This is a genomic window from Achromobacter sp. 2789STDY5608615 (assembly GCF_001298995.1).
Taxonomy (GTDB): domain Bacteria; phylum Pseudomonadota; class Gammaproteobacteria; order Burkholderiales; family Burkholderiaceae_B; genus Achromobacter; species Achromobacter insuavis.
The window spans coordinates 35910-54881 of the sequence record NZ_CYTY01000012.1 but is presented as its reverse complement, the minus strand read 5'-3'; the positions used below and the strand labels follow the sequence as shown (position 1 = coordinate 54881).

The window sequence follows — 18972 nt, the reverse complement described above, 5'->3', positions numbered from 1 at the left end:
ACGAACAACGGCGTGCCGTCGACCGGCAGCAGATCGAGCGCGAAGTGCATGGAGGTCGGCTGGATCTCGAAGATGATGCACGGCGCCTTGCGCAGCGACGGCAGCAGCGGTCCCAGCAGTTCGTGCGACAGGACCGCCATGCGGGCGTCGAAGCGGCCGTCGAGCCGCCGGTTCTCTTCCAGCATGTCGTAGACGCGGCGGAATTCCTTGGACAGGATCCCGGCCGACCGCTCGGGGATGACGGTCTGCGTGGTCGCGTCGTAGTCCGATTGCAGCGTCAGGCGGTCGTCCTGCTGTTGCAGCAGGATACGCATGCAACGGGCCGGCGAAACAGCGGTGACGGTGACGTCAGGGGTGCCCGCCGCCACCGCGGCGGCGGCGCCCGGCAGCGCCAGGGCGCAAGTCAGCAGCAAGACGCCCGCGGCACGCGAGCGCAGCGGGCGTCGAGGCGGGCGGCCGACGCGAAAGACGGCGTAGGGAGTCATTGATGCGGCATTCGGGAACGAGACACGCCAATGCTACGCAGGATCCGTGTGAAGGTCTGTGAAGTTTGCACCTGACTTTGTCCGCCCCGGACGATCAGGCCTTGCCCGTCATCACCATGTGCGCCAGCGCGTCGGCGTCCAGGCCCGCCACGTCGCGCTCGACGACCTTGACGCCGCTCTTGAGAATCGCGACGCGGTCGGCCAGCGCGACCACGTCGGCCATGTTGTGGCTGATCAGGATGACGGTGCGCCCTTCCTCGCGCAGCTTGCGCACCAGGTTCAGGACCAGCGCGGTTTCCTTGACGCCGAGCGCGGCGGTGGGCTCGTCCATGATGACGACGCGCGCATCCCAGCGCAGCGCCCGCGCGATGGCCACGGCCTGGCGCTGGCCGCCCGACATGCGTTCGACCGGGCGGTCCATGTCGTCGATCGGCACCGACAGGCGTTGCAGGTAGCCGCGCGCCTCCTGCGCCATGCGGCGCTTGTCGAGCACGCGCAGCGGGCCAATGCGGCGCACCAGTTCGGCGCCCATGAAGACGTTTTCCCAGATGGACAGGCGCGGCGCCAGCGCCAGGTCCTGGTAGATGGTGGCGATGCCCTGCGCCAGCGCGTCATGCGGCGAGCCGAACACCACCGGCCTGCCATCCAGGCTCAACTCGCCGCCCGTGGGCGCCTGGGCGCCCGAGATGATGCGGATCAGCGTGGACTTGCCCGCGCCGTTGTCGCCGCAGATGGCCATGACGCGGCCCGCCGGCACCTCCAGGTCGACGCCCTTCAGGGCCTCGACGGCGCCGTAGGACTTGCGGACTTGGCGGAGCGATAGCGCGGCGGGCGGAGCGGCGGTCATGGTGGCGGAAGCGGACATGAAGGATGCGGCGGCGGGCGGCGCGGCATGCCGCCTGCCGTGGGCCTATTTGGCGGGGGTCAGGAATTGCTGCACGTTGCTGGCATCGACCAGCACCGAGTCCATGAACAGGTAGGGGCCGGAAGCGATCTTGTCCTTGGGCTCCTTCTTGACGACGATGCGGTCAATCGCGTCGATGGCGGTGACGCCCAGCTGCTCGAACGGAATCATCATGGTGGCGGTGATGAGGCTGTCGGGATCGGCGATGCGGCGATAGGTCTCCGGGCCGCCGTCGACCGACACCAGCGTGATGTCGCCCTTCTTCATGCCTTGCGCCTGCAGCAGGTCGTCAATCACGTAGGCCTGGCCGTCGAACGAGGCCCAGACGCCCTTGAACTGCCCCTGGTTGCGCAGGAACAGCGCCTGCATGCCGTTGCGCACGTCGTCGCGCCAGCTTTGCGTGCGCGCCATGCTGAACTTGGCCAGGTCCTTGACGGCGGTGTTTTCCGACAGCACCGCGTCGAGCATCTTGCCGCGGATGCGGGTGCCGGAATTGCCGTCGAAGCGGGCCGACAGGATGTTGCCCTGGTAGCCCATCTTGCCCAGCAGGTACAGCACCGATTGCGCGCCGGTGGCGTATTCATTGACCTCGACGTCGAACAGCATGTGCGGGCTGGCGCCGGACATGACGCCGACGACGGCGATGCCCTTGTCCTTGGCGGCCTGCAATTGGGCGTCGGTCTCGACCGGCTTGCCCATGGCGATGACGATGGCGTCGACCTTCTTGTTGACCAGCGTGTCGAGCTGCTCGGCCAGCTTGGGCAGCGAGCCTTCGGCGTTCAACTGCGTCACGGTCCAGCCCTTGGCACGGGCGGCCTCGGCGGCGGCGTTGGCGGCGCGCGCATGGGTTTCCGAGGACATTTGGAAGGCCACCACGCCGACGTCGAACGCGTGCGCGGCGCTGGCGGCCAGCGCCTGCGCGGCGAATGCGCCCAGCAGCAGCGTGCGCTTGAAGAATCGGTTCATGCTGTTTCCCCTTCCTATCCGAATTTGAAGGCCGCTTTCTTGAGCACGGCCGATGACACCGCGACGGACGCGACGATGATGAAGCCCAGGACGATGTCCTGCACGTAATAGGCCGCGCCCATCAGCACCAGGCCGTTGCCCAGGACCTTGAGGATCAGCGCGGCGACCAGCGTGCCGGGAATGTTGGCATGGCCGGGATTGAACATGGTCATGCCCAGCAGCACGGCGGCGATGGCGTACAGGAAATAGTCGCCGGCCATGTTGGGCGCGGCGGACGACAGGCTGGAAGTCAGCAGCACGGCGGCCAGGCCGGCGCACAGGCCGGACAGCGCCAGGCCGATGCTCTTCATGGCGCGGATGTTGATGCCCGCCAGGCGGGCGGACTCGCCGGCCTCGCCGGTGGCGGTCATGCGGGCGCCGGTGCGGGCCCACTTGACCAGGAAGAAGGCGAACAGCACCGCGCCCACCATCCACAGCACCAGCGCGGGAATGCCGAAAGGCTTGCCGCGCGCCAGGTCGGTGAAGGCGGCGGGCCAGCGGCCCACGTACGAGACGCCGTCCGTCAGCATGAAGGCGAAGCCGCGCGCCATGGCGGCCATGCCGAGCGTGGCGATCAGGGAGGGAACCCGCAGCCGCGTGACGGCAAAGCCATTGAAGAGGCCGCAGAACAGGCCGACGCCCAGGCCGGCGGCGATGGCCAGCAGCGCGGGCTGGCCGGTATGCACCAGGGCGCCGGTGACCACAGCGGCCAGGCTGGCCACGTCGGCCACGGACAGGTCCAGTTCCGCGGTCACCAGCGCCAGCGTGAAGCCGATGGCGATGATGGCCAGGAAGCTGGTTTCCTTGGCGATGTTCAGCAGGTTGCCGGGCGCGGCGAAATTCGGGGCGGCTATCGCGAAAAAGCCCACCAGGACCAATCCCGCAATTGCCGTGCCGTACTTTTCCAGGATGCCGCGCATCGCCTCGCCCTTGCTGCATGTGATTGATGGCGGGGCGTCCATCATGCCGCGCCCGCCGGCCGGATCGTGGTCCGGGCCTGTGGCGTCGTAGTGTATACCCGGCACACGCGCGTCGGCACCGGGGTGCGCCGGATCACGCCTAGGGTTTTACCCCAGCCGCAGGGCCGCCAACGCGTGCGACACGGGCGCCAGCGCGGCCTCGGCGGCGCGGAATTGGGCATAGAGACGCCGATAATCGGCGACCCGGTCGGCGCGCGGCTCGTAGCGCCGGGCGACGCGCGCCAGCGCGTCCTGCGCCGCCGCGAAACTGGCGTAACGCCCCACCCCGGTCCAGGCCGCGGCCGCCGCGCCAAGAATGCCGGGCTGGTCGGCCTGGCCGACGATGACGGGACGCTCGCAGATATCGGCCTTGGCCTGGCACCACCGCGGATTGGACGCGGCGCCGCCGCCGAAACGGATTTCGGCCACGGGCTGGCCCAGCGCCGCCTCGGCGCGCTCCAGCACGATGCGGTTCAGGAATGCCACGCCTTCCAGCACGGCCCAGGCCAGGTCGCCCGGGCCATGGCGGCGGTTCAGGCCGACAAAGGCGCCACGCAGGTGCGGATCCCAGTAAGGCACGCGCTCGCCCTGCAGGTATGGCAGGAACAGGGCCGGCTGCGGATCGCGCGGCGCGCCAAGCAGGGCATCCATCGCCGGGCCGACGCCGGCCATGCCTTCAGCGCCCAGGCGGCCCAGCAAGGGCAACAGCCAGGCAATGGTGTCGGCGCCATTCTGGCCCGGCCCGCCGACCTGGTGATGGCCGCCGCCCCAATCCACGGTCATCAGGCCCTCGGCACGCACCGGCTCGGCGCCCACCGCGCCGAACACTTCGGTGGTGCCCGAGATGTTGTAGGCGTATCCCGGGCGCAGCGCGCCCAGGCCGGCGACGGCGGCCCAGGTGTCGTTGGCGCAGGCGATCACGGGACGGCCGGCCAGGCGGGCCAGCGCGCCCGGCAGCCCGGGCCGCACCGGGCCGACGATGTCCAGGGGATCGAGCAGGTCGGGCAACCAGGCGGGACCGGCGCCGATGGCGGTCAGCAGGTCGCCGGCGGGCGCCGCCGCGGCCGGCACATCCGCGACGGGCGGAGACGCCTGCCCGGCGGCTACCGGGCCAAGCGCCGCCGAAGCCGCCAGGCGCGCCAGTGAAACCGTGTCGCTGGCCGCCCGGCCGATCAGGCGCAGGTTGAGGTAATCCTTGGGATCCAGCACCGTCCGCACACGGGCCGCGTGCGCCGGTTCCTTGCGCAGCAACCAGGCGATGCGGGCCCAGGGATGGAAGGCGTTGATCTGTCCGCTTTCCGGATGGCCGGCCGGCAGCGACGACAGCCATTCGGGCAGGTCCACCGCCGCCCGCGTATCGCGCCAGGTGATGGCCGGCCGGATGGCCGCGCCCTGCGCGTCCACGAACACCTGCGTGCGCGTGACGCCGCAGATGGCAATGGCCTGGACCGCATCGAAAGCCGCCGCGCCGGCCTGCGCCACCAGGGTGTCCGCCAGCGCCTGCAGGCCGCGCCACCACGCGTCGGCGTCGATCTCATCCCAACCGGGCTGAAGCGCAACACCCGCCGGGCTGTCGATGAAGCAGGAATGGGCGATGCCGCCCTCCCCGTCGACCAGCGCCGCGCGAAAGCGCGTGCCGCCCAGGTCCACCGCGAGGACGTAGTTCACAGAAGCATTCATGACATCGATCGAAAAGGCAAAGGGACAGGCACGCCGGAACCGGCATATTACGAAAACGCCCCTTCCGGCGCATCAATGGAATCGATGGCACGGGCCCCTGCCCCCCAATCCCGCACCTTCCCATCGCCGGCCCTCCCTACGCTGCGCCGCAGCACCGGATTCCCTATCAATTGATAATTTCTGTTCAGGTGACAGCGGCCGGCGGCGTGCGACAGAATGGCCTGCGCCTGGCGGGAGACAGCCGGGCCCCACATCCAAGAGGTCCAGGCCCATGAAGCCATCCAGGAACAAGGTCATCATCACCTGCGCCATCACCGGCTCGGTCCATACGCCGTCGATGTCGCCGCACCTGCCCGTCACACCCGACGAGATCGCCCGCTCCGCCATCGAGGCGGCCGAGGCCGGCGCCGCCATCGTGCACTTGCACGCGCGCCAGCCGGACACGGGCCAGCCAACACAGGACCCGGCGCTATACGCGCAGTTCCTGCCGCGCATCAAGGCCGCGTCCGATGTGGTGATCAACATCACCACGGGCGGGTCGCCGGTGCTGCCGCTGGCCGACCGCATGGCGCCGGCGCTGCGCTTCAAGCCGGAAGTCGCGTCACTGAACATGGGTTCGATGAACTTCGGCATGTACGAACTGCTGGAGCGCTTCAAGACGTTCTCGCACACCTGGGAACGCCCCTACCTGGAAGGCAGCAACGACCTGATCTTCAAGAACACCTTCAAGGACATCGAGCACATCCTGACGGCCTGCGGCGACAACGGCACGCGCTTCGAGATCGAGTGCTACGACATCGGCCACCTGTACACCGCGGCCCATTTCGTCGACCGCAAGCTGCTCAAGCCGCCTTTCCTGATCCAGTCCGTGTTCGGCATCCGTGGCGGTATCGGCACGCACCCCGAAGACGTGATGATGATGAAGCGCACCGCCGACCGCCTGTTCGGCGCCGACTACACCTGGTCGGTGCTGGCGGCCGGACGCAAGCAGACGCCGCTGGCGACGATGGCGGCCACGATGGGCGGCAACGTGCGCGTGGGGCTGGAGGATTCGTTGTGGGACGGGCCGGGGGAACTGGCGCGCTCCAACGCCGACCAGGTGCGGCGCATCCGCCGCATCCTGGAGGACCTGTCGCTGCAGATCGCCACGCCCGACGAGGCGCGCGCGACCCTGCAACTGAAGGGCGGCCGCGACGTCGCGTTCTGAGCGGCGGCGGGGCCACCCACCACAACAAGATCCGCGGGATCGAGGAGACAACCATGAAAAAGACACTGTGCGCGGCCGCGCTGGCCGCCGTGCTGGGCTGGACGGGCGCGGCGCGAGCCGATGACGGCGTGATCCGCATCGGCTTCATCACCGACATGTCGGGCCTGTCGGCGGACGCCGACGGCCCAGGCGGCGCCGAGGCCATCAAGATGGCGGTGGCCGACCTGGGCGGCGTGGTGGCGGGCAAGAAGGTCGAGGTGCTGGTGGCCGACCACCAGAACCGCGCAGACATCGCCTCGTCGCGAGCGCGCGAGTGGCTCGACCAGAAGGGCGTGACCATGCTGATCGCCGGCGCCAACTCGGCGGCGGCGCTGGCCATGGCCAAGGTGGCCGAAGAGAAGAAGACGCCATTCTTCGTGGTGAGCGCGGGTGCCTCGGAACTGACCAATTCGCAATGCACGCCCTACACCGTGCACTATGTCTACGACACGGTGTCGCTGGCGCGCGGCACGGCGCGGGCGATGCTCAAGGAAGGCAACAAGGACTGGTTCTTCCTGACGGTGGATCACGCTTTCGGGCAGGCGCTGGAACGGGACGCTTCGACCGTCGTGCAGGCCGAGGGCGGAACGGTCAAGGGGCGCGTGCGCCATCCGCTGAACACGGCGGACTTTTCGTCCTTCATCCTGCAGGCGCAGGCCTCCGGCGCCTCGGTACTGGGGCTGGCCAACTCCGCCAGCGACACCAGCAATGCCGTCAAGGCGGCGGCCGAGTTCGGCCTGACGCCGAAGATGAAGATCGCCGGCCTGCTGGTGCTGATCACCGACATCCACGCGCTCGGCCTGCCGGCCGCGCAGGGCATGTACCTGACCACGGCCTGGTATTGGGACCAGGACGACGCCTCGCGCCAGTGGGCGGCGCGCTTCGAAGAGAAGATGAAGAAGAAGCCGTCGATGCTGCAGGCCGGCGACTACTCGGCCACCACCACCTACCTGAAGGCCGTGGCCGCCACGGGCAGTACCGATGGCGACACGGTGATGAAGTGGCTGAAGGCCAACCCGGTGAACGATTTCTTCGTGAAAGACGGCAGGATCCGCGCCGACGGCCTGATGGTGCATGACATGTTCCTGATGCAGGTGAAGACGCCGGCGGAATCGAAAGGCCCGTGGGACTACTACAAGCTGGTGGCGCGCGCGCCGGGCGACCAGATCTATACCTCGCCGGCCGAATCGACCTGCCGCCTGATGAAGCCCTGATCCTGCCCGGATCGCCATGAGCAAGGAACCTGCATGACTGTCAAAAATCCCATCCCGGAGGACATCGGCGCCCTGCCCGTGGACCTGGCCGGCAAACGCGTCATCGTCACGGCCGGCGCGGCCGGCATCGGCGCCGCCATCGCCGGCGCTTTCGCGGCGCGTGGCGCGCGGGTGCATGTATGCGATGTGGACGAGCGCGCGCTGGCGGCCTGCCCGCATCCCTGGTCGCGCGCCGACGTGAGCCGGCGCGACGAGATCGACCGCTACATGGGCGAAGCGCTGTCGCACCTGGGCGGACTCGACGTCCTGGTGAACAATGCCGGCATCGCCGGGCCGACCGCCGGCATCGGCGACATCGCCCCGCAAGACCTGGACGCCACGCTGGACATCAACCTGGCCGCGCAGTTCCACACCGTGCGGCACGCGCTGCCGGCGCTGCGCGAAGCGGGCGGCGGCAGCATCATCAACATCAGCTCGGTCGCCGGCCGCATGGGCGTGCCGATGCGCACGCCCTATGCCGCCACCAAGTGGGGCGTGGTCGGCCTGACCCGTTCGCTGGCGGTCGAGCTGGGCGGCTACGGCATCCGCGTCAACGCACTGCTGCCCGGCCTGGTGGCGGGCCCCCGCATCGACCGGGTCATCGAGGCGCGCGCCCGCAACATGGGCGTGACGGTGGCCGAGGAGACCCGGCTGGAGCTGGCCGGCGTCAGCCTGGGGCAATTCGTGCGCGCGGCGGACATCGCCAACATGGCGTTGTTCCTGGCCAGCCCGTTCGGGGCGATGGTCAGCGGCCAGGCCATCAGCATCGACGGCGATCTGCAATCGCTGCCCTGGCAGCCGCCCGCGGACTAGCCCCTACGCCAACAGCTGGACGGTCCGCGCATACACGCCCTGCTGCCGCTGCCGGGCGGCCGCGTGCAAGGCCTGGAGCAGGTGCTCGACTGACTCCCGGCTGGCGGCCTCGTTGCGCGCGATCAACACGAAATCGAACCATTGGCGCGAGGCCAGCGGCAGCGCCACCAGGTCGGGATAGGCCGCCGTGATGTCGGAGGCCGACAGCGCGTTGACCATGCTGACGCCGCGCACCGCGCACACCGTGCCGGCGAGCAGCGACATATGCGCCCGCATGCCGGAACGCAACTGCATCGACTCGGCGATGTCGCCCTGCGGCATGACGTAGTCGGACCACAAGGGCTGCACGTAGCTGTCGGGACGGATGTCGGCCACCGCCACCACCTCGCCACGCGCCAGGGCATGCTCGCGATGCACGATCGCCATGACCTCGGTGCGCAGGAACGGCCGGAACATCAGCCGGGAATTCTCCTGCGCCACCGCGCCCAGCCCGAAATCCGCGCGCATGGTGTCGACGGCGCTGATCGCCTGCACCGACGACTCCAGGTCGATCGAGAACGGCCGCGTGCCGTGGGCATCGAGATAGCGGCGCACGGCGTCCGGCGCATAAGACAGGGCCAGCGCGGGCGAACTGGCGATACGCAGGCCGCGGCCGCCGAACTGCTCGATGCTGTGCAGCGCCTCGTCGATGCGCACCAGCTCGTCCAGCACGAACTTGGCCTCGCCGTACAGATACTGCCCCGCCTCGGTGGGCCGCAGCGTCTTGTGGGACCGGTCGAACAACTGCACGCCGGTCGCCTGTTCGAGCCGCGACACGGCATGACTGACGGCCGGCTGGGTCAGGTGCATGGCCTGCGCGGCCTGCCGGGTGGACCCGGTCATGACGACGGTGTAGAAGATGCGCAGGTCATGGATGTTGAAGTTGCGCTTCATGCGGTATCGCGGCTCCCCTGTTGGCGCGGAGGCTCGCTCCGCCCGATGCCTGATTCTAGGTCGAGAACGCCACCAGGGGCAGGCGGACCGGACGGGCAACCGTCCGGCATCCGCGAATCGCCGTCACGCCTGGTCTTCGGAGTAGATACCCGCCGAGATGGTGGCGCTGCCCACGAACATCTCGCCATACAGCACCGGCACGGGGTTGCCCTGCGCCGTGGTGTTGACCGGACCATTGAAGTTGTACGACGCGCCGTTGTCGGGCCCGTCCTTGACGCTCAGGGCCCGTTGCTGCGGCGTGAGCAACTGCACCACGCCGCCCAGCGTCATGGCCAGGCCCATGGTCATCAGCGAGGTGCTGGCGCCCGCCCACAACGCGACGTTGACGCCGGGGATGAAGGACGCGACGATCATCGCCACGCCCACCACCACCTGCATCAGCCCGCCGCGCTTGGCGCCGGTGGGCATCGGCGCGATGCGGATGTCCTCACGGCCCGCCGGCCGCGCCAATTCGCTTTCGTCCAGGTTGCGGCGTCCGAGGAAGCAGGCGTAGCGCACGCCCCTGGATTCGCTGTCGAGCAGGCGGGCTTCGAAGCCGGGCAGCAATACGCACAGCGCGCGTACCGCTTCGGCGGTGCTGGAAACGGCCAGCCGGTGCAGCCGGCCGAACTCCGCGCCCAGCCGGCCGTAGAGGCGGACGGTGGTGAGGGTTTGAGTCATGCCTGGCTCCCCGGCAGTCCTTGCGGTCCGGCCGCGGCGTCGGCCGGCTTCGGGTAGCGCTGCTTGACGTTGCGGCATTGCGCCACCCAGCTCGTCACCTCGTCGGGCAGCGCCTGGCCCGACGCCTGCAGGTGCGCGGCGAACTTCATGATCGCGTCGAGCTGGTCGCCGATGGCGGGATAGGCGCGGGCGCGCAGCGGCGCGTAGGGTTCATAGTGGCGGATTTTCAACGGTGAACTCCTTGTTCAGATAGGGCCAGGCTTCGACGGTGACCTGGAATGTGCCGGGAGATCCAAACTCCAGATCGACTTCAGCCTCGGTGCACGGGTACACGGCACGGCCGATCCGGATCGTGCACGGGACAGGCAACGCCGACAATGTGTGGCGCGTCAGGATGGAGGGCGATTCCGGCCGTGATGCGAGGGCTTTCTCCCGAACATATTGCAGATCGGGATTGCCCTCTCCCTCGACAAAGGGATCTCCCGTCACCGCCGAAGTCGCCTCCACGCTTTCGCGCGGTCCACGCATGACGCCGACAATCCGACCCGTCGAGTCGTAAAACGATGCGATGTACATATTCATTCCTCTCACCTTTTCACCATCAGCGCCACGATCCGGATCTTCGCGCCATTGCTTACGGAACTCGATGAATTCACGACGATGGTGTTGTTGCCACGTATCGCATTCCCAACGGTTACCGCGGTAAGCGGCATGCTCGTATATTCCCAAGGCTGAGGCCCGTCCCCGCTGCCACTCTGCCAGGCTGAATGGGAACCCGTGGCTTCCTCCATCAAGGCGCCATTGACATAGATGCGCAAATTGGATGCCATGCCGCTGTAGCCGGACCGGTACGCAATCACCACAACAGGACCATCTACGTTGCTATTGATGACGAGGGTCCCGGCTCCAGGCCCGGACCACGACACGGGAATCGTCACGGCATTCCCAGCGATCGACAGCGTATCCACCTGCGCTTCGTGAATGTTGGCACGCTTGATATACGCCTGCCCCACGTTGGCAAGCTGTGCGGCAATCGTCCCGACATCGATGCGCTCGGCGCTCATCACTCCTGCGTTGATCTTCTCCGCGCTCAAGCTCCGGATCATCGCATTCGTGATCCTGCCCGTCCCGATGACCGCATCGTTGATGAACGTCTGCCCGTTATCGATCACGAACGGCGTGGTCGTCGCGCCGTTGGCCAGGTTCAGCAGCGCCAGCCGGTCGGCCAGGAAGTACACCGAGGTCTGCATCGATCCGTCGGGCTGGCTGTACGCCCCCAGCGACATGCCGGCTGCGTAGATCTGCTTGTCCTTCGTGACCTGGGCCTTGATGCTCCAGGTGGCCTTGAGCTGACCGTCCACGTCCACCAGCGCATTGCGCGTTTCCTGCACGCCGGCGGCGGCGCCGTTGGCGGTCGCCATCACCGTGTCGACGCGCGAGGACAGCGCCCCATCGGCATCGGCCCGCTTGGTCTCCTCGGCCGTGATCGCGGCGCGGGTCTCATCCAGGCCGGTGGTCAGGCCGTCGATGGTGCCGGTCAGCTCCTGGGCCAGCTCGTCGCGGCTGATCTTGCCGTTCAGGTATTCCAGGATTTCGCTCGCTTCCCAGCTGGATTCGCCCATCACGCCCTGGTCGCCCGGATACCAGGCGCCGATCTCGCCGTTCAGGGCGACGATGCGGCCCCAGAAGTAGAAGCGCTTGCCGGCCGCCAGGCCCATCAGGGTATGGGCGCTTTGCGGGAAGGCGAAGTCGCCCAGCTTGATGGCGCTGGCGCGGTCGTTGGACGCGCTGTACCAGATCTCGGTGCGCTGCGCGGTGAAACGCCCTTCCGGAAAGGCCCAGCGCAGGTCGATGCCGAACACCAGGGGTTTGGTGGCCAACAGCGCCAGCGCCGGCGGCGGCGCGATGTCGCCTTCCAGCATCGTCTCGGTGGAATTGACCCACACCGACGAGATGTCCGACACGTTGATCGCCCGCACCCGCGCCACGTAGGCGCCGGCGCGGATGTCCGGCAATTCCAGCGTCAGCGCGCCGGTGCGGCCCGCCTCGACCCAGTCGGAATTGTCGCGCCGCCACTGCACCTGGTAGGCCACGGCCGAGGCCGCCGCGTCCCAGCTGATGACGCCGACGTGCCGCGCCAGGCCCTGGTCGATCACCGAGCGCGAGGCCAGGCGGATGTTCACAGGGGCCGGCTGCACCGACGGCGGCACGACGGTGATCGGCTTGGGATCGAGCCGCGTGCCGAAGTCGACGTTGTCGAACTTGCCGGGTTCGTGCTGCACGGCGGCGATCTCGGCCACCAGGCCTTGCTTGCGCTTGACGCTCAACACGCGGAACGTCTGCGCCGACAGCGCCTCGGATTCCAGCGTCCACACGCACTCGGCTTCCGGCGCCTGCGAGAACGGCGTGGTGACCGTGATGTGCAGCACCGTGCCGGGCAGGCCGACCAGGTCGGCGGTCAGCTCGGTCGAATCCACGGTGAAGACGGTGTTGTCCACGGTCAGGCCGGTGCCCACCGCCGTCGCCACCACCCGGGTTTCCGACAGGCCGTTGGGCAGGTTGACGGTCAGGCGGTCGCCCGGCCGCACGCCGAGTTCGGCATCGACCGTGATCTTGCTGATCTCGCCTTCACGGATGCGGCCGCCGATGCGGCGGCCCGCCAGGTGCTGGTCGGCCACGCGGATCACGCTGCCCGGCCGCACGCGGCAGGCATCCAGGCCGACCGAGAACGTGACCGAGCGCGTCTCCAGGTTGGAGGTCAGCAGCATCCACTTGCCGATCCGGTGCGCCTGGCCGCGCGAGGTGCAGCCGAACCCGGTCACTTCCACCTGCTGGATTCCATAGCGCGCGATGCCTTCGCGGTTCTCGACGTACTCGACCTTCTGGCGACCCATTTCGGACATGTCGTTCCAGGACACCAGCGCCACGGTGTAGCGCGTGGTCAGCGCCGAGCCGACGTAGTTGAAGCGGCCATCGACCACGTTGGCCGACGAGAACGTGTAGACCGGATCGCCCGGCATGTCGGCCGAGGCGAACACGGCGGCGTTGGCCCAATAAGCCATGCCGCGGAAAATGGAGGCGAAGTCCTGCACCACCCGGTAGGCGTCGGCCGCCTGTTGCAGGTAGACGTTGCAGGTGAAGCGCGGTTCCTTTCCGCCGAAGCCGTCATCGACCATCTCGTCGCAATAGCGGCCGATCTGGTACAGGCCCCACTTGTCCAGCCAGCCCGCCGGCACGCGCGTGCCCAGGCCATAGCGGTCGTTGCTGATGAGGTCGTAGAACACCCAGGCCGGGTTGTTGGTCCAGGCCAGCTTGAAGGTGCCGTCCCACACGCCGTCATAGCGGCGCAGGTCCGGGTGATAGTTGGACGGCACCCGGATGATGCGGCCGCGCACGTGGTACGCGCGGGTGGGAATGCTCTGGAACTGCGACGCGTCGATCTTGATGCCCACCAGCGCCGACATCGGATAGCGCAGCTTGGCGTCGACGATCTCGGTGACCGTGTCCACCACGGTGCGGTCCGAGATGGTGTTGCTGTTGGCGTTGGGCGTCACGCGGCGCACGCGCACGGTCCAGCCCTGGCGCGCGCGCGGCAGCTCGATGCGGTGCGAGCGCGTATAGCGCTGGGTGGTCTTGCCGTCGAACGCGGTCGACAGCACCGTCTGGTAGCCGGCGCCGTCGGTGTTCAGCTCGATCACGTATTCGACGCGGTAGCCGTTGATGTCGCCGTTCTTGGTGTCCGCGCGGCTCAGGCCTTCGACCGCCAGCGTGACCCGCACGGCGGAAGCCTGCAGGTTGGTGAACAGACGCGTCCACGGCTGGCTCGACTTGAGCTCGGCGTTGATGCCGATGGTGCTTTCCGACGCGGGAAAGCCGGGCAGCGGCTCCTGCAGCTGCGTGCCGGTGCGAAAGTCGATCGACGCGCCGCTGAAGTTCAGCGAGCCGTCCTCGTTGGCCACGGGCGTGCCGTTCAGGTAGACATCGCGCAGCGCGTTGTCCATGCCGTGCACGGGGCCGTAGATCTCGCCTTCGCCCAGCAGGTCGATGACGCGCGCGTAGGCGGTGCTGTGCAGGCTGTCGGGCGATTCCACCGGCGCGCGACCGCCGCCGCCCTTGCCCTTGTGGCCGACAAGGCCCTGGCCCTCGGCCATCGGCTTGCCGCCAAAAGAGAAGGCGCCCGCGGGCGCCCTGTTCCTGATGCGATGTCGTTGTTTCATACCTGGTCTTCCGAATAGATGCCCGCGGAGATCGTGGCGCTGCCGACGAACATTTCCCCGTACAGCAGCGGCACGGGATTGCCCTGTGCCGTCGTGTTGACGGGCCCGTTGAAGTTGTAGGAGGCGCCGTTCTCCGGCCTGTCCCTGGCGCTGAGCAGCCGCTGCTGCGGCGACAGCATCTGCGCGACGCCGCCCAGCATCATCGACAGGCCCAGCGTGGCCGTGGCCTGAACCATGCCCCCCGCCGTGAACGCCGCCGTCAGGCCGCCGCTGTAGAACGCCGCCGCGGCGATCAGCACCGCCCCCAGCACCGTCTGGAACAGGCCGCCGTTCTTGGCGCCCGCCAGCACCGGCGCGATGCGGATGGCGTCCGCGCCCACCGGATGCCCCAATTCGTCTTCCGACAGATTGCGGCGGCCGGCGAAGCAGGCGAAGCGCACGCCCCGTTGCTCGCTGTTCGCGAGCGCGCGTTCGAAGCCCGGCAACAGGGCGCACAGCGCCCGCACCGCCTCGGCCGGACTGGCCACGGCCAGACGGTGTTCACGGCCGAAGCGCGCGCCCAGCCAGCCGTAGAGTCGGACCACTCGTGTCCTGTCGTTCATGTCTTTTCTCCATGGCGCAGCACCACCCGGGTGGCTTCGCGCCAGAATCCGCCATACACGACCCGCTCGGAGTCGCGCCCATACAGGTGGTGCAGCATCGCGTCGGGCAGCGGAAACAGGTCCGGCGCCTCGCCCAACGGCTGCGCGCCGAGAAACACGCCGGCATGGTTGGCGCGATCCGAACGCACCTGCATCACCACCACGTCGCCCGGCGCCAGCGCTTCATGCGGCTGCAGCGGGCGAAAGCCCGCCTCGGCGTAGTGATCCATATACAGGTCGCCGGCGCGGCCAGGTTCCCACCAGCCATCCTCGCGCGGAAAGTCCGGCAGCTTGATGCCGCGTTCGCGCGCATACCAGTCGCGCACCAGCGAATAGCAATCGAGCACGCCGTGCGCGAACTGGCGCCCCAATAGCGGCGCCTGGAAGCCCTCCGGCGTGAAGCCGCGGATCTCGCCAGCCTTGATCCTGCCGTCCAGGTCCTTGGCCACGGCGACGATGTACCAGGGCAGGCCGGACGCCTCGCAGGCCACCCGATCGGCTTCGCTGGGCAGCGCCGTCGCGTCCGGGTGCGAGTGCACCACGGCCGTGATCCGGCCGCTTTCCTCGGCCGCCGCGTAGTCCTGCGCCGACATGACGAAGTGCTCTTCGCTGGCGGCGGTGTTGCGGCACGGCACATACCATTCGCGTCGGCCCGCCTTGACCACCAGGCCGCAGCATTCCTGCGGATACGTCGCCACGCCATGGTCGCGGATGGCCTGCATCGTGCGTTTGAGCATGCCTATCCCCTGACCAGGTCGGCGGATGGAAAACCGCCGAAGTTGATGACTTCGTACTCGCCGAAGCGCTTCTTGCAGTCGGACATCAGGCCCGAACAGCGGTCCAGCGTCGGATCGCTGACCGGCTTGCCATCCAGGTCGAACATGCGGCTGCCGGTGTAACCGCAGTAGGGGCCGCGATAGCCGCCCTTGCGCAGCCACGAGCACACGCCGGCGATGATCGGCCGGTCGGGCAGCTTCTGGCCATTGAAATCCAGCGCGCTGGACAGCGAGAATTCCACCACCTCGGCGGTCTCGGCGGTCTTTTGCTGCACCAGCCAGACTTCCTGCGGCAACTCTTCCTGCGGGTCGGCGGTGGGATTGCCCTGCGGGAAATTGACCGCATCCAGATACTTCCCGAGCGTGCGGCGCACCACCACGCGCGCGCCCACCAGATCATCCAGGTGGACGCAGAGCGCCGAGATCACGCCCACCACCGGCTTACCCTTGTCGTCCTGCCCGATATTGCCCACGGACAGCGTCGGCGAGGGCTGCTGCCCCTCTCCCACCAGTTCGAACCCTTCGGCGCGGATGGCCCACGGATCGTACTGCTGCCCCTGCCACCAGATGGCGCCCACTTGCGTGTAGCCATGGAAACGCAGGACCTGGCCGCCGATGGCCGTCGCATCCAGCTCGAACAGCTCGACCAACGCGCCGACTTCCAGCTTTTGAACGTCTGAATAAATACCCATTGCTATTCCTCCCCGGCCTGCCGTGGCGGTTGCCCGGACTCGCCGGCCTCGCCACGCAGGCGCTCGACCTGCCTGGTCAGTTCCTCGATACGCCGGTGCATTTCCTGCATGGCGCAGACCATGCGCGCGACCAGCTTGGAGCTGTCGACGCCTTGCAACTTCATGCGTGGCGCGGCGCCGTGGACATCGGTCATGACCGCGTCCTTTTCGCCCGACACGGCCAGCGGCGCCACTTCCTGCAGTTCATGCGCGATGAAGCCATCCTGCGCGCTGTCATCCATCACCATCCGGAACGTGCGTGGCCGCATGCGCAGCACGGACCGCAAGGCCCAGGCGCCGTCCATGTCCTCGATGTCGTACTTCACCCGGTAGTCCGACGTGGTGTTGTACGAGGTTGCCGACGGCGAGGTCTGGATGGTGCCCACCAGCCCGCCGGCGGCGTTGGTGAATACGATGGGCGACGTGTGGTCCGCCTGCGGGCTGTACAGCGTGCCGAAGCGGCTGCCGCCACCCTCGAAGTTGATGGCCTGCCGCACCAGGTAATTACGGTTGTATTCCGCGCCCAGGACCCAGGTGGCGGCGGTGTTGATGCGCCCGCAGTCATAGCCGATGACTTCGAAGATCAGCGGCTGGTAGGCGCCCGTCCCGGTTCTGCCGCTGGTGATGTACGAGCCCGACGGAAAGCACTGCAGGGACAGCACGCTGGCGTTGGCGCCGCTGTCCTGCCACACATTCACGCGGCTACCCGCGGCGGTGGTGCCGGGTGCGACATTCAGGTTGCCGGCCCCCGACAGGCTCTGGAAGACCCCGCCCGCATTGGGCCCGAAACCCATTGCGCCCCGGACTTTCCAGGTTGCGGAATCGAACGCCAGGTCCTGCGCCACGTTCGGATCGTATTTCGCGTAGGCCGTGCCATTCCAGCGGTGCCAGCCCGCGCCGTCGACGTAGATGTCGCCGCAATCCGCGGTCGGCATCTGCAGCGCATTGCTCCAGCTGCCCACGGCGCGCCACGGTTGCCAGCTGCCGTTGGTGGTGTTGCCGTGGCGCACATACCGGCGCGGCTTCTGACCGGTGAAGAGCACCGACATTTCCTGGCACACGATGCCCGCCGACAGCCAATAGACATTCATGTAGCCGGCATTGACGGCGGCGCTGGGCGGCCAGTTCGATCCGGCCGACATGGGCGTGGCGCCGACCCAGGTGTAGAACGTGTTGTCGGCGATCAGCGTGTTGGCGTCCGTCGCGGCGGTCAGGTAGACATGCGTCATGGCCTGATCGGCGCGAGCCTGCTCGAACCAGGCGCCCCAGGTGGCGACGCCGGCGCTCTGGAAGCGGTTGCGGATGAATTTGCGCGGATTGGCCAGCGTATAGGTGGTGTACTCCTGGTACACCGCGTTGTTGCTGCCGGTGCCGAATTTCACCGACAGCAGGCCCGCCAGCGGCGCGGGATAGTTCGCTCCGGCCGCCGCGGCCGCATTGGTGTTCTGGCTATAGTCGCCCGGCGTGGCATAGGTATCCAGGTCATCCGCGGCGCCCAGCGGCCGCGCGTTGACGCCCGGGATCTGCGCCTGCGGCACCTTGCCGCCGGCGTCCAGCGTGGCAATGCCGCCCGGCGCCGCCAGCTGCGCCGAATCGACGCTGGCCACCCAGGACGACCAGGTGCCGGTGATCAGCGACCGGTTGTAGACCTTGTTGCCATTGCCGGCGTAGTACACCTGGCACACGCCGGAGGTGACGCTGGCGCCGCCCTGGGGCGAGGCCGACATGACCAGCAGGTAGCCCGACTGTCCGATCGGGAAATTGCTGCCCCCCGGCCGCGATCGCCGACGTGGCGACGGCCCACAGTCCCCGTTGCGTATAGCCGTTCAGATCCTGCGCGGCTGCCATCGAACCGGCATAGGACACCACGGTCGAGACGTCGGTCAGTTCCTTCCAGGCGGACCAGGTGGTGGCCGACACCCGCACGCGCCAGAAGCGCTGCATGGCGGCCGCGACATTGGTGCGGGTGGTGTAGACCTGCGCCACCGGCGTGCCGGTGGCCGTGACTTCAAGGAAGCCGACGTTGGCCACCGGATAATGGGCGCCCGCCGTGGCCCCGGCGATGGTGGACTGATAGAACGAACCCGGCGTGGCGTAGTCGTCCAGGTCGTGCGCGGTCGTCGGCAGGACGGCCGCGAACGCGCTCGGGATCTGCGCCACGGGAACCTTGCCATTCGCGTCCAGCGTGGCCAGGCCATTGGCGGCCCCTTTCTGCGACAGCGCCGGCAGCTCCTGCCAGGCGGCCCAGATGCCGCCATAGAACGAGCGCCAGAAACGACGCGAATAGGCGCCCGACCGGTACTGGGTGTATTCCTGGTACACGAACAGGCCGTCCGCGGAAGCCGCCACTTCCAGCAGGCCGGCGTTCGCGATCGGATAATTGCTGCCCGTCAACGCGTTGGCGTTGGTGCCCTGGTGATAGCGTCCGGGGTTCGTCAGCGTGTTCAGGTCCACCGTCGCGCCAAGCGCCGACGCGTTCCACAGGCCAGCCAGTCCGGACTGCACGTCGGCGAAGTTCGCGTTCACCTTCTGCATGGCCACGCGCAGCGGATCGCCCGCCTGGTCGTTGTCGGTCTTGCCGACATTGATCGCTTGTAGGGTTGCCATGG

18 protein-coding genes are annotated in these 18972 nt (G+C 68.1%); 3 read left to right on the top strand and 15 right to left on the bottom strand.

All coding sequences use genetic code 11. The annotated features are described in order from the left end of the window. From AOZ49_RS32970 to AOZ49_RS12515, 5 genes are all read right to left on the bottom strand, one after another. Positions 1 to 485 (bottom strand): hypothetical protein (locus AOZ49_RS32970; protein WP_197286727.1); only part of this gene is annotated, 485 nt, incomplete at its 3' end. A 94-nt stretch (positions 486 to 579) separates the two neighbouring features. Then, a complete protein-coding gene (locus AOZ49_RS12530; RefSeq protein ID WP_054475660.1) occupies positions 580 to 1350 on the bottom strand; it encodes an ATP-binding cassette domain-containing protein in 771 nt (256 codons plus the stop codon). Positions 1351 to 1395: 45 nt separating this feature from the next. After that, complete coding sequence (locus tag AOZ49_RS12525; protein WP_054475658.1) at positions 1396 to 2355, bottom strand: sugar ABC transporter substrate-binding protein; 960 nt, start codon at positions 2353 to 2355, stop codon at positions 1396 to 1398. Positions 2356 to 2369: 14 nt separating this feature from the next. Continuing rightward, entirely contained in the window at positions 2370 to 3314 is a 945-nt protein-coding gene (locus tag AOZ49_RS12520; protein ID WP_054475657.1) for an ABC transporter permease, read from the bottom strand. Positions 3315 to 3461: 147 nt separating this feature from the next. Continuing rightward, on the bottom strand, positions 3462 to 5033 hold the full coding sequence (locus AOZ49_RS12515; protein WP_231690327.1) for a xylulokinase: 1572 nt from the start codon (positions 5031 to 5033) through the stop codon (positions 3462 to 3464). Between the two features lie 271 nt (positions 5034 to 5304). Between AOZ49_RS12515 and AOZ49_RS12510 the strand changes: the two genes are divergently transcribed. Genes AOZ49_RS12510 through AOZ49_RS12500 form a run of 3 tightly spaced genes read left to right on the top strand, consistent with a single transcriptional unit; the run spans position 5305 to position 8345 of the window. Beyond that, positions 5305 to 6240 (top strand): 3,5-dioxohexanoate:acetyl-CoA acetone transferase, encoded by a 936-nt coding sequence (locus AOZ49_RS12510; RefSeq protein WP_054475654.1) that lies wholly within the window; start codon positions 5305 to 5307, stop codon positions 6238 to 6240. 53 nt (positions 6241 to 6293) lie between these two features. After that, complete coding sequence (locus tag AOZ49_RS12505; RefSeq protein WP_054475652.1) at positions 6294 to 7493, top strand: ABC transporter substrate-binding protein; 1200 nt, start codon at positions 6294 to 6296, stop codon at positions 7491 to 7493. Between the two features lie 33 nt (positions 7494 to 7526). Next, positions 7527 to 8345, top strand: coding sequence for an SDR family oxidoreductase (locus AOZ49_RS12500; RefSeq protein ID WP_082380425.1), 819 nt, complete (start codon positions 7527 to 7529; stop codon positions 8343 to 8345). Between the two features lie 3 nt (positions 8346 to 8348). On the opposite strand, the gene AOZ49_RS12495 is transcribed toward AOZ49_RS12500, so the two are convergent. The 10 genes from AOZ49_RS12495 to AOZ49_RS33490 form a co-directional block, all read right to left on the bottom strand. Then, on the bottom strand, positions 8349 to 9278 hold the full coding sequence (locus AOZ49_RS12495) for a LysR family transcriptional regulator (RefSeq protein WP_054475651.1): 930 nt from the start codon (positions 9276 to 9278) through the stop codon (positions 8349 to 8351). A gap of 123 nt (positions 9279 to 9401) precedes the next feature. Continuing rightward, on the bottom strand, positions 9402 to 9998 hold the full coding sequence (locus AOZ49_RS12490) for a tail assembly protein (protein ID WP_054429160.1): 597 nt from the start codon (positions 9996 to 9998) through the stop codon (positions 9402 to 9404). Next, positions 9995 to 10228, bottom strand: coding sequence for a hypothetical protein (locus AOZ49_RS12485; RefSeq protein ID WP_054429161.1), 234 nt, complete (start codon positions 10226 to 10228; stop codon positions 9995 to 9997). The genes AOZ49_RS12490 and AOZ49_RS12485 overlap by 4 nt, the downstream gene beginning before the upstream one ends. Continuing rightward, a complete protein-coding gene (locus AOZ49_RS32510; RefSeq protein ID WP_156333440.1) occupies positions 10209 to 10580 on the bottom strand; it encodes a hypothetical protein in 372 nt (123 codons plus the stop codon). The genes AOZ49_RS12485 and AOZ49_RS32510 overlap by 20 nt, the downstream gene beginning before the upstream one ends. 5 nt (positions 10581 to 10585) lie before the next feature. Continuing rightward, positions 10586 to 14215, bottom strand: coding sequence for a TipJ family phage tail tip protein (locus AOZ49_RS12480; protein WP_231690326.1), 3630 nt, complete (start codon positions 14213 to 14215; stop codon positions 10586 to 10588). Next, positions 14212 to 14817, bottom strand: a complete 606-nt coding sequence (locus AOZ49_RS12475; RefSeq protein WP_054429162.1) for a tail assembly protein — start codon at positions 14815 to 14817, stop codon at positions 14212 to 14214. The genes AOZ49_RS12480 and AOZ49_RS12475 overlap by 4 nt, the downstream gene beginning before the upstream one ends. Beyond that, positions 14814 to 15593 (bottom strand): C40 family peptidase, encoded by a 780-nt coding sequence (locus AOZ49_RS12470; protein WP_054429163.1) that lies wholly within the window; start codon positions 15591 to 15593, stop codon positions 14814 to 14816. Before AOZ49_RS12470 ends, AOZ49_RS12475 begins: the two co-directional genes overlap by 4 nt. Before the next feature lie 2 nt (positions 15594 to 15595). Continuing rightward, entirely contained in the window at positions 15596 to 16324 is a 729-nt protein-coding gene (locus AOZ49_RS12465; RefSeq protein ID WP_054429164.1) for a phage minor tail protein L, read from the bottom strand. Positions 16325 to 16326: 2 nt separating this feature from the next. Beyond that, entirely contained in the window at positions 16327 to 17157 is an 831-nt protein-coding gene (locus tag AOZ49_RS33835) for a tail fiber domain-containing protein (RefSeq protein WP_255353687.1), read from the bottom strand. A 688-nt stretch (positions 17158 to 17845) separates the two neighbouring features. Next, entirely contained in the window at positions 17846 to 18970 is a 1125-nt protein-coding gene (locus AOZ49_RS33490) for a pyocin knob domain-containing protein (protein WP_231690325.1), read from the bottom strand. Positions 18971 to 18972 lie beyond the last annotated feature (2 nt).

What these genes read in the sequence shown, in the direction of transcription:
- AOZ49_RS12500 (WP_082380425.1), top strand. Translation starts at nt 7,527, where the DNA reads ATGACTGTCAAAAATCCCATCCCGGAGGACATCGGCGCCCTGCCCGTG.
- AOZ49_RS12475 (WP_054429162.1), bottom strand. Translation starts at nt 14,817, where the DNA reads ATGAACGACAGGACACGAGTGGTCCGACTCTACGGCTGGCTGGGCGCG.
- AOZ49_RS12495 (WP_054475651.1), bottom strand. Translation starts at nt 9,278, where the DNA reads ATGAAGCGCAACTTCAACATCCATGACCTGCGCATCTTCTACACCGTC.
- AOZ49_RS12490 (WP_054429160.1), bottom strand. Translation starts at nt 9,998, where the DNA reads ATGACTCAAACCCTCACCACCGTCCGCCTCTACGGCCGGCTGGGCGCG.
- AOZ49_RS33835 (WP_255353687.1), bottom strand. Translation starts at nt 17,157, where the DNA reads ATGGGTTTCGGGCCCAATGCGGGCGGGGTCTTCCAGAGCCTGTCGGGG.
- AOZ49_RS12465 (WP_054429164.1), bottom strand. Translation starts at nt 16,324, where the DNA reads ATGGGTATTTATTCAGACGTTCAAAAGCTGGAAGTCGGCGCGTTGGTC.
- AOZ49_RS33490 (WP_231690325.1), bottom strand. Translation starts at nt 18,970, where the DNA reads ATGGCAACCCTACAAGCGATCAATGTCGGCAAGACCGACAACGACCAG.
- AOZ49_RS32510 (WP_156333440.1), bottom strand. Translation starts at nt 10,580, where the DNA reads ATGAATATGTACATCGCATCGTTTTACGACTCGACGGGTCGGATTGTC.
- AOZ49_RS12525 (WP_054475658.1), bottom strand. Translation starts at nt 2,355, where the DNA reads ATGAACCGATTCTTCAAGCGCACGCTGCTGCTGGGCGCATTCGCCGCG.
- AOZ49_RS12510 (WP_054475654.1), top strand. Translation starts at nt 5,305, where the DNA reads ATGAAGCCATCCAGGAACAAGGTCATCATCACCTGCGCCATCACCGGC.
- AOZ49_RS12530 (WP_054475660.1), bottom strand. Translation starts at nt 1,350, where the DNA reads ATGTCCGCTTCCGCCACCATGACCGCCGCTCCGCCCGCCGCGCTATCG.
- AOZ49_RS12505 (WP_054475652.1), top strand. Translation starts at nt 6,294, where the DNA reads ATGAAAAAGACACTGTGCGCGGCCGCGCTGGCCGCCGTGCTGGGCTGG.
- AOZ49_RS12515 (WP_231690327.1), bottom strand. Translation starts at nt 5,033, where the DNA reads ATGAATGCTTCTGTGAACTACGTCCTCGCGGTGGACCTGGGCGGCACG.
- AOZ49_RS12470 (WP_054429163.1), bottom strand. Translation starts at nt 15,593, where the DNA reads ATGCTCAAACGCACGATGCAGGCCATCCGCGACCATGGCGTGGCGACG.
- AOZ49_RS12480 (WP_231690326.1), bottom strand. Translation starts at nt 14,215, where the DNA reads ATGAAACAACGACATCGCATCAGGAACAGGGCGCCCGCGGGCGCCTTC.
- AOZ49_RS12520 (WP_054475657.1), bottom strand. Translation starts at nt 3,314, where the DNA reads ATGCGCGGCATCCTGGAAAAGTACGGCACGGCAATTGCGGGATTGGTC.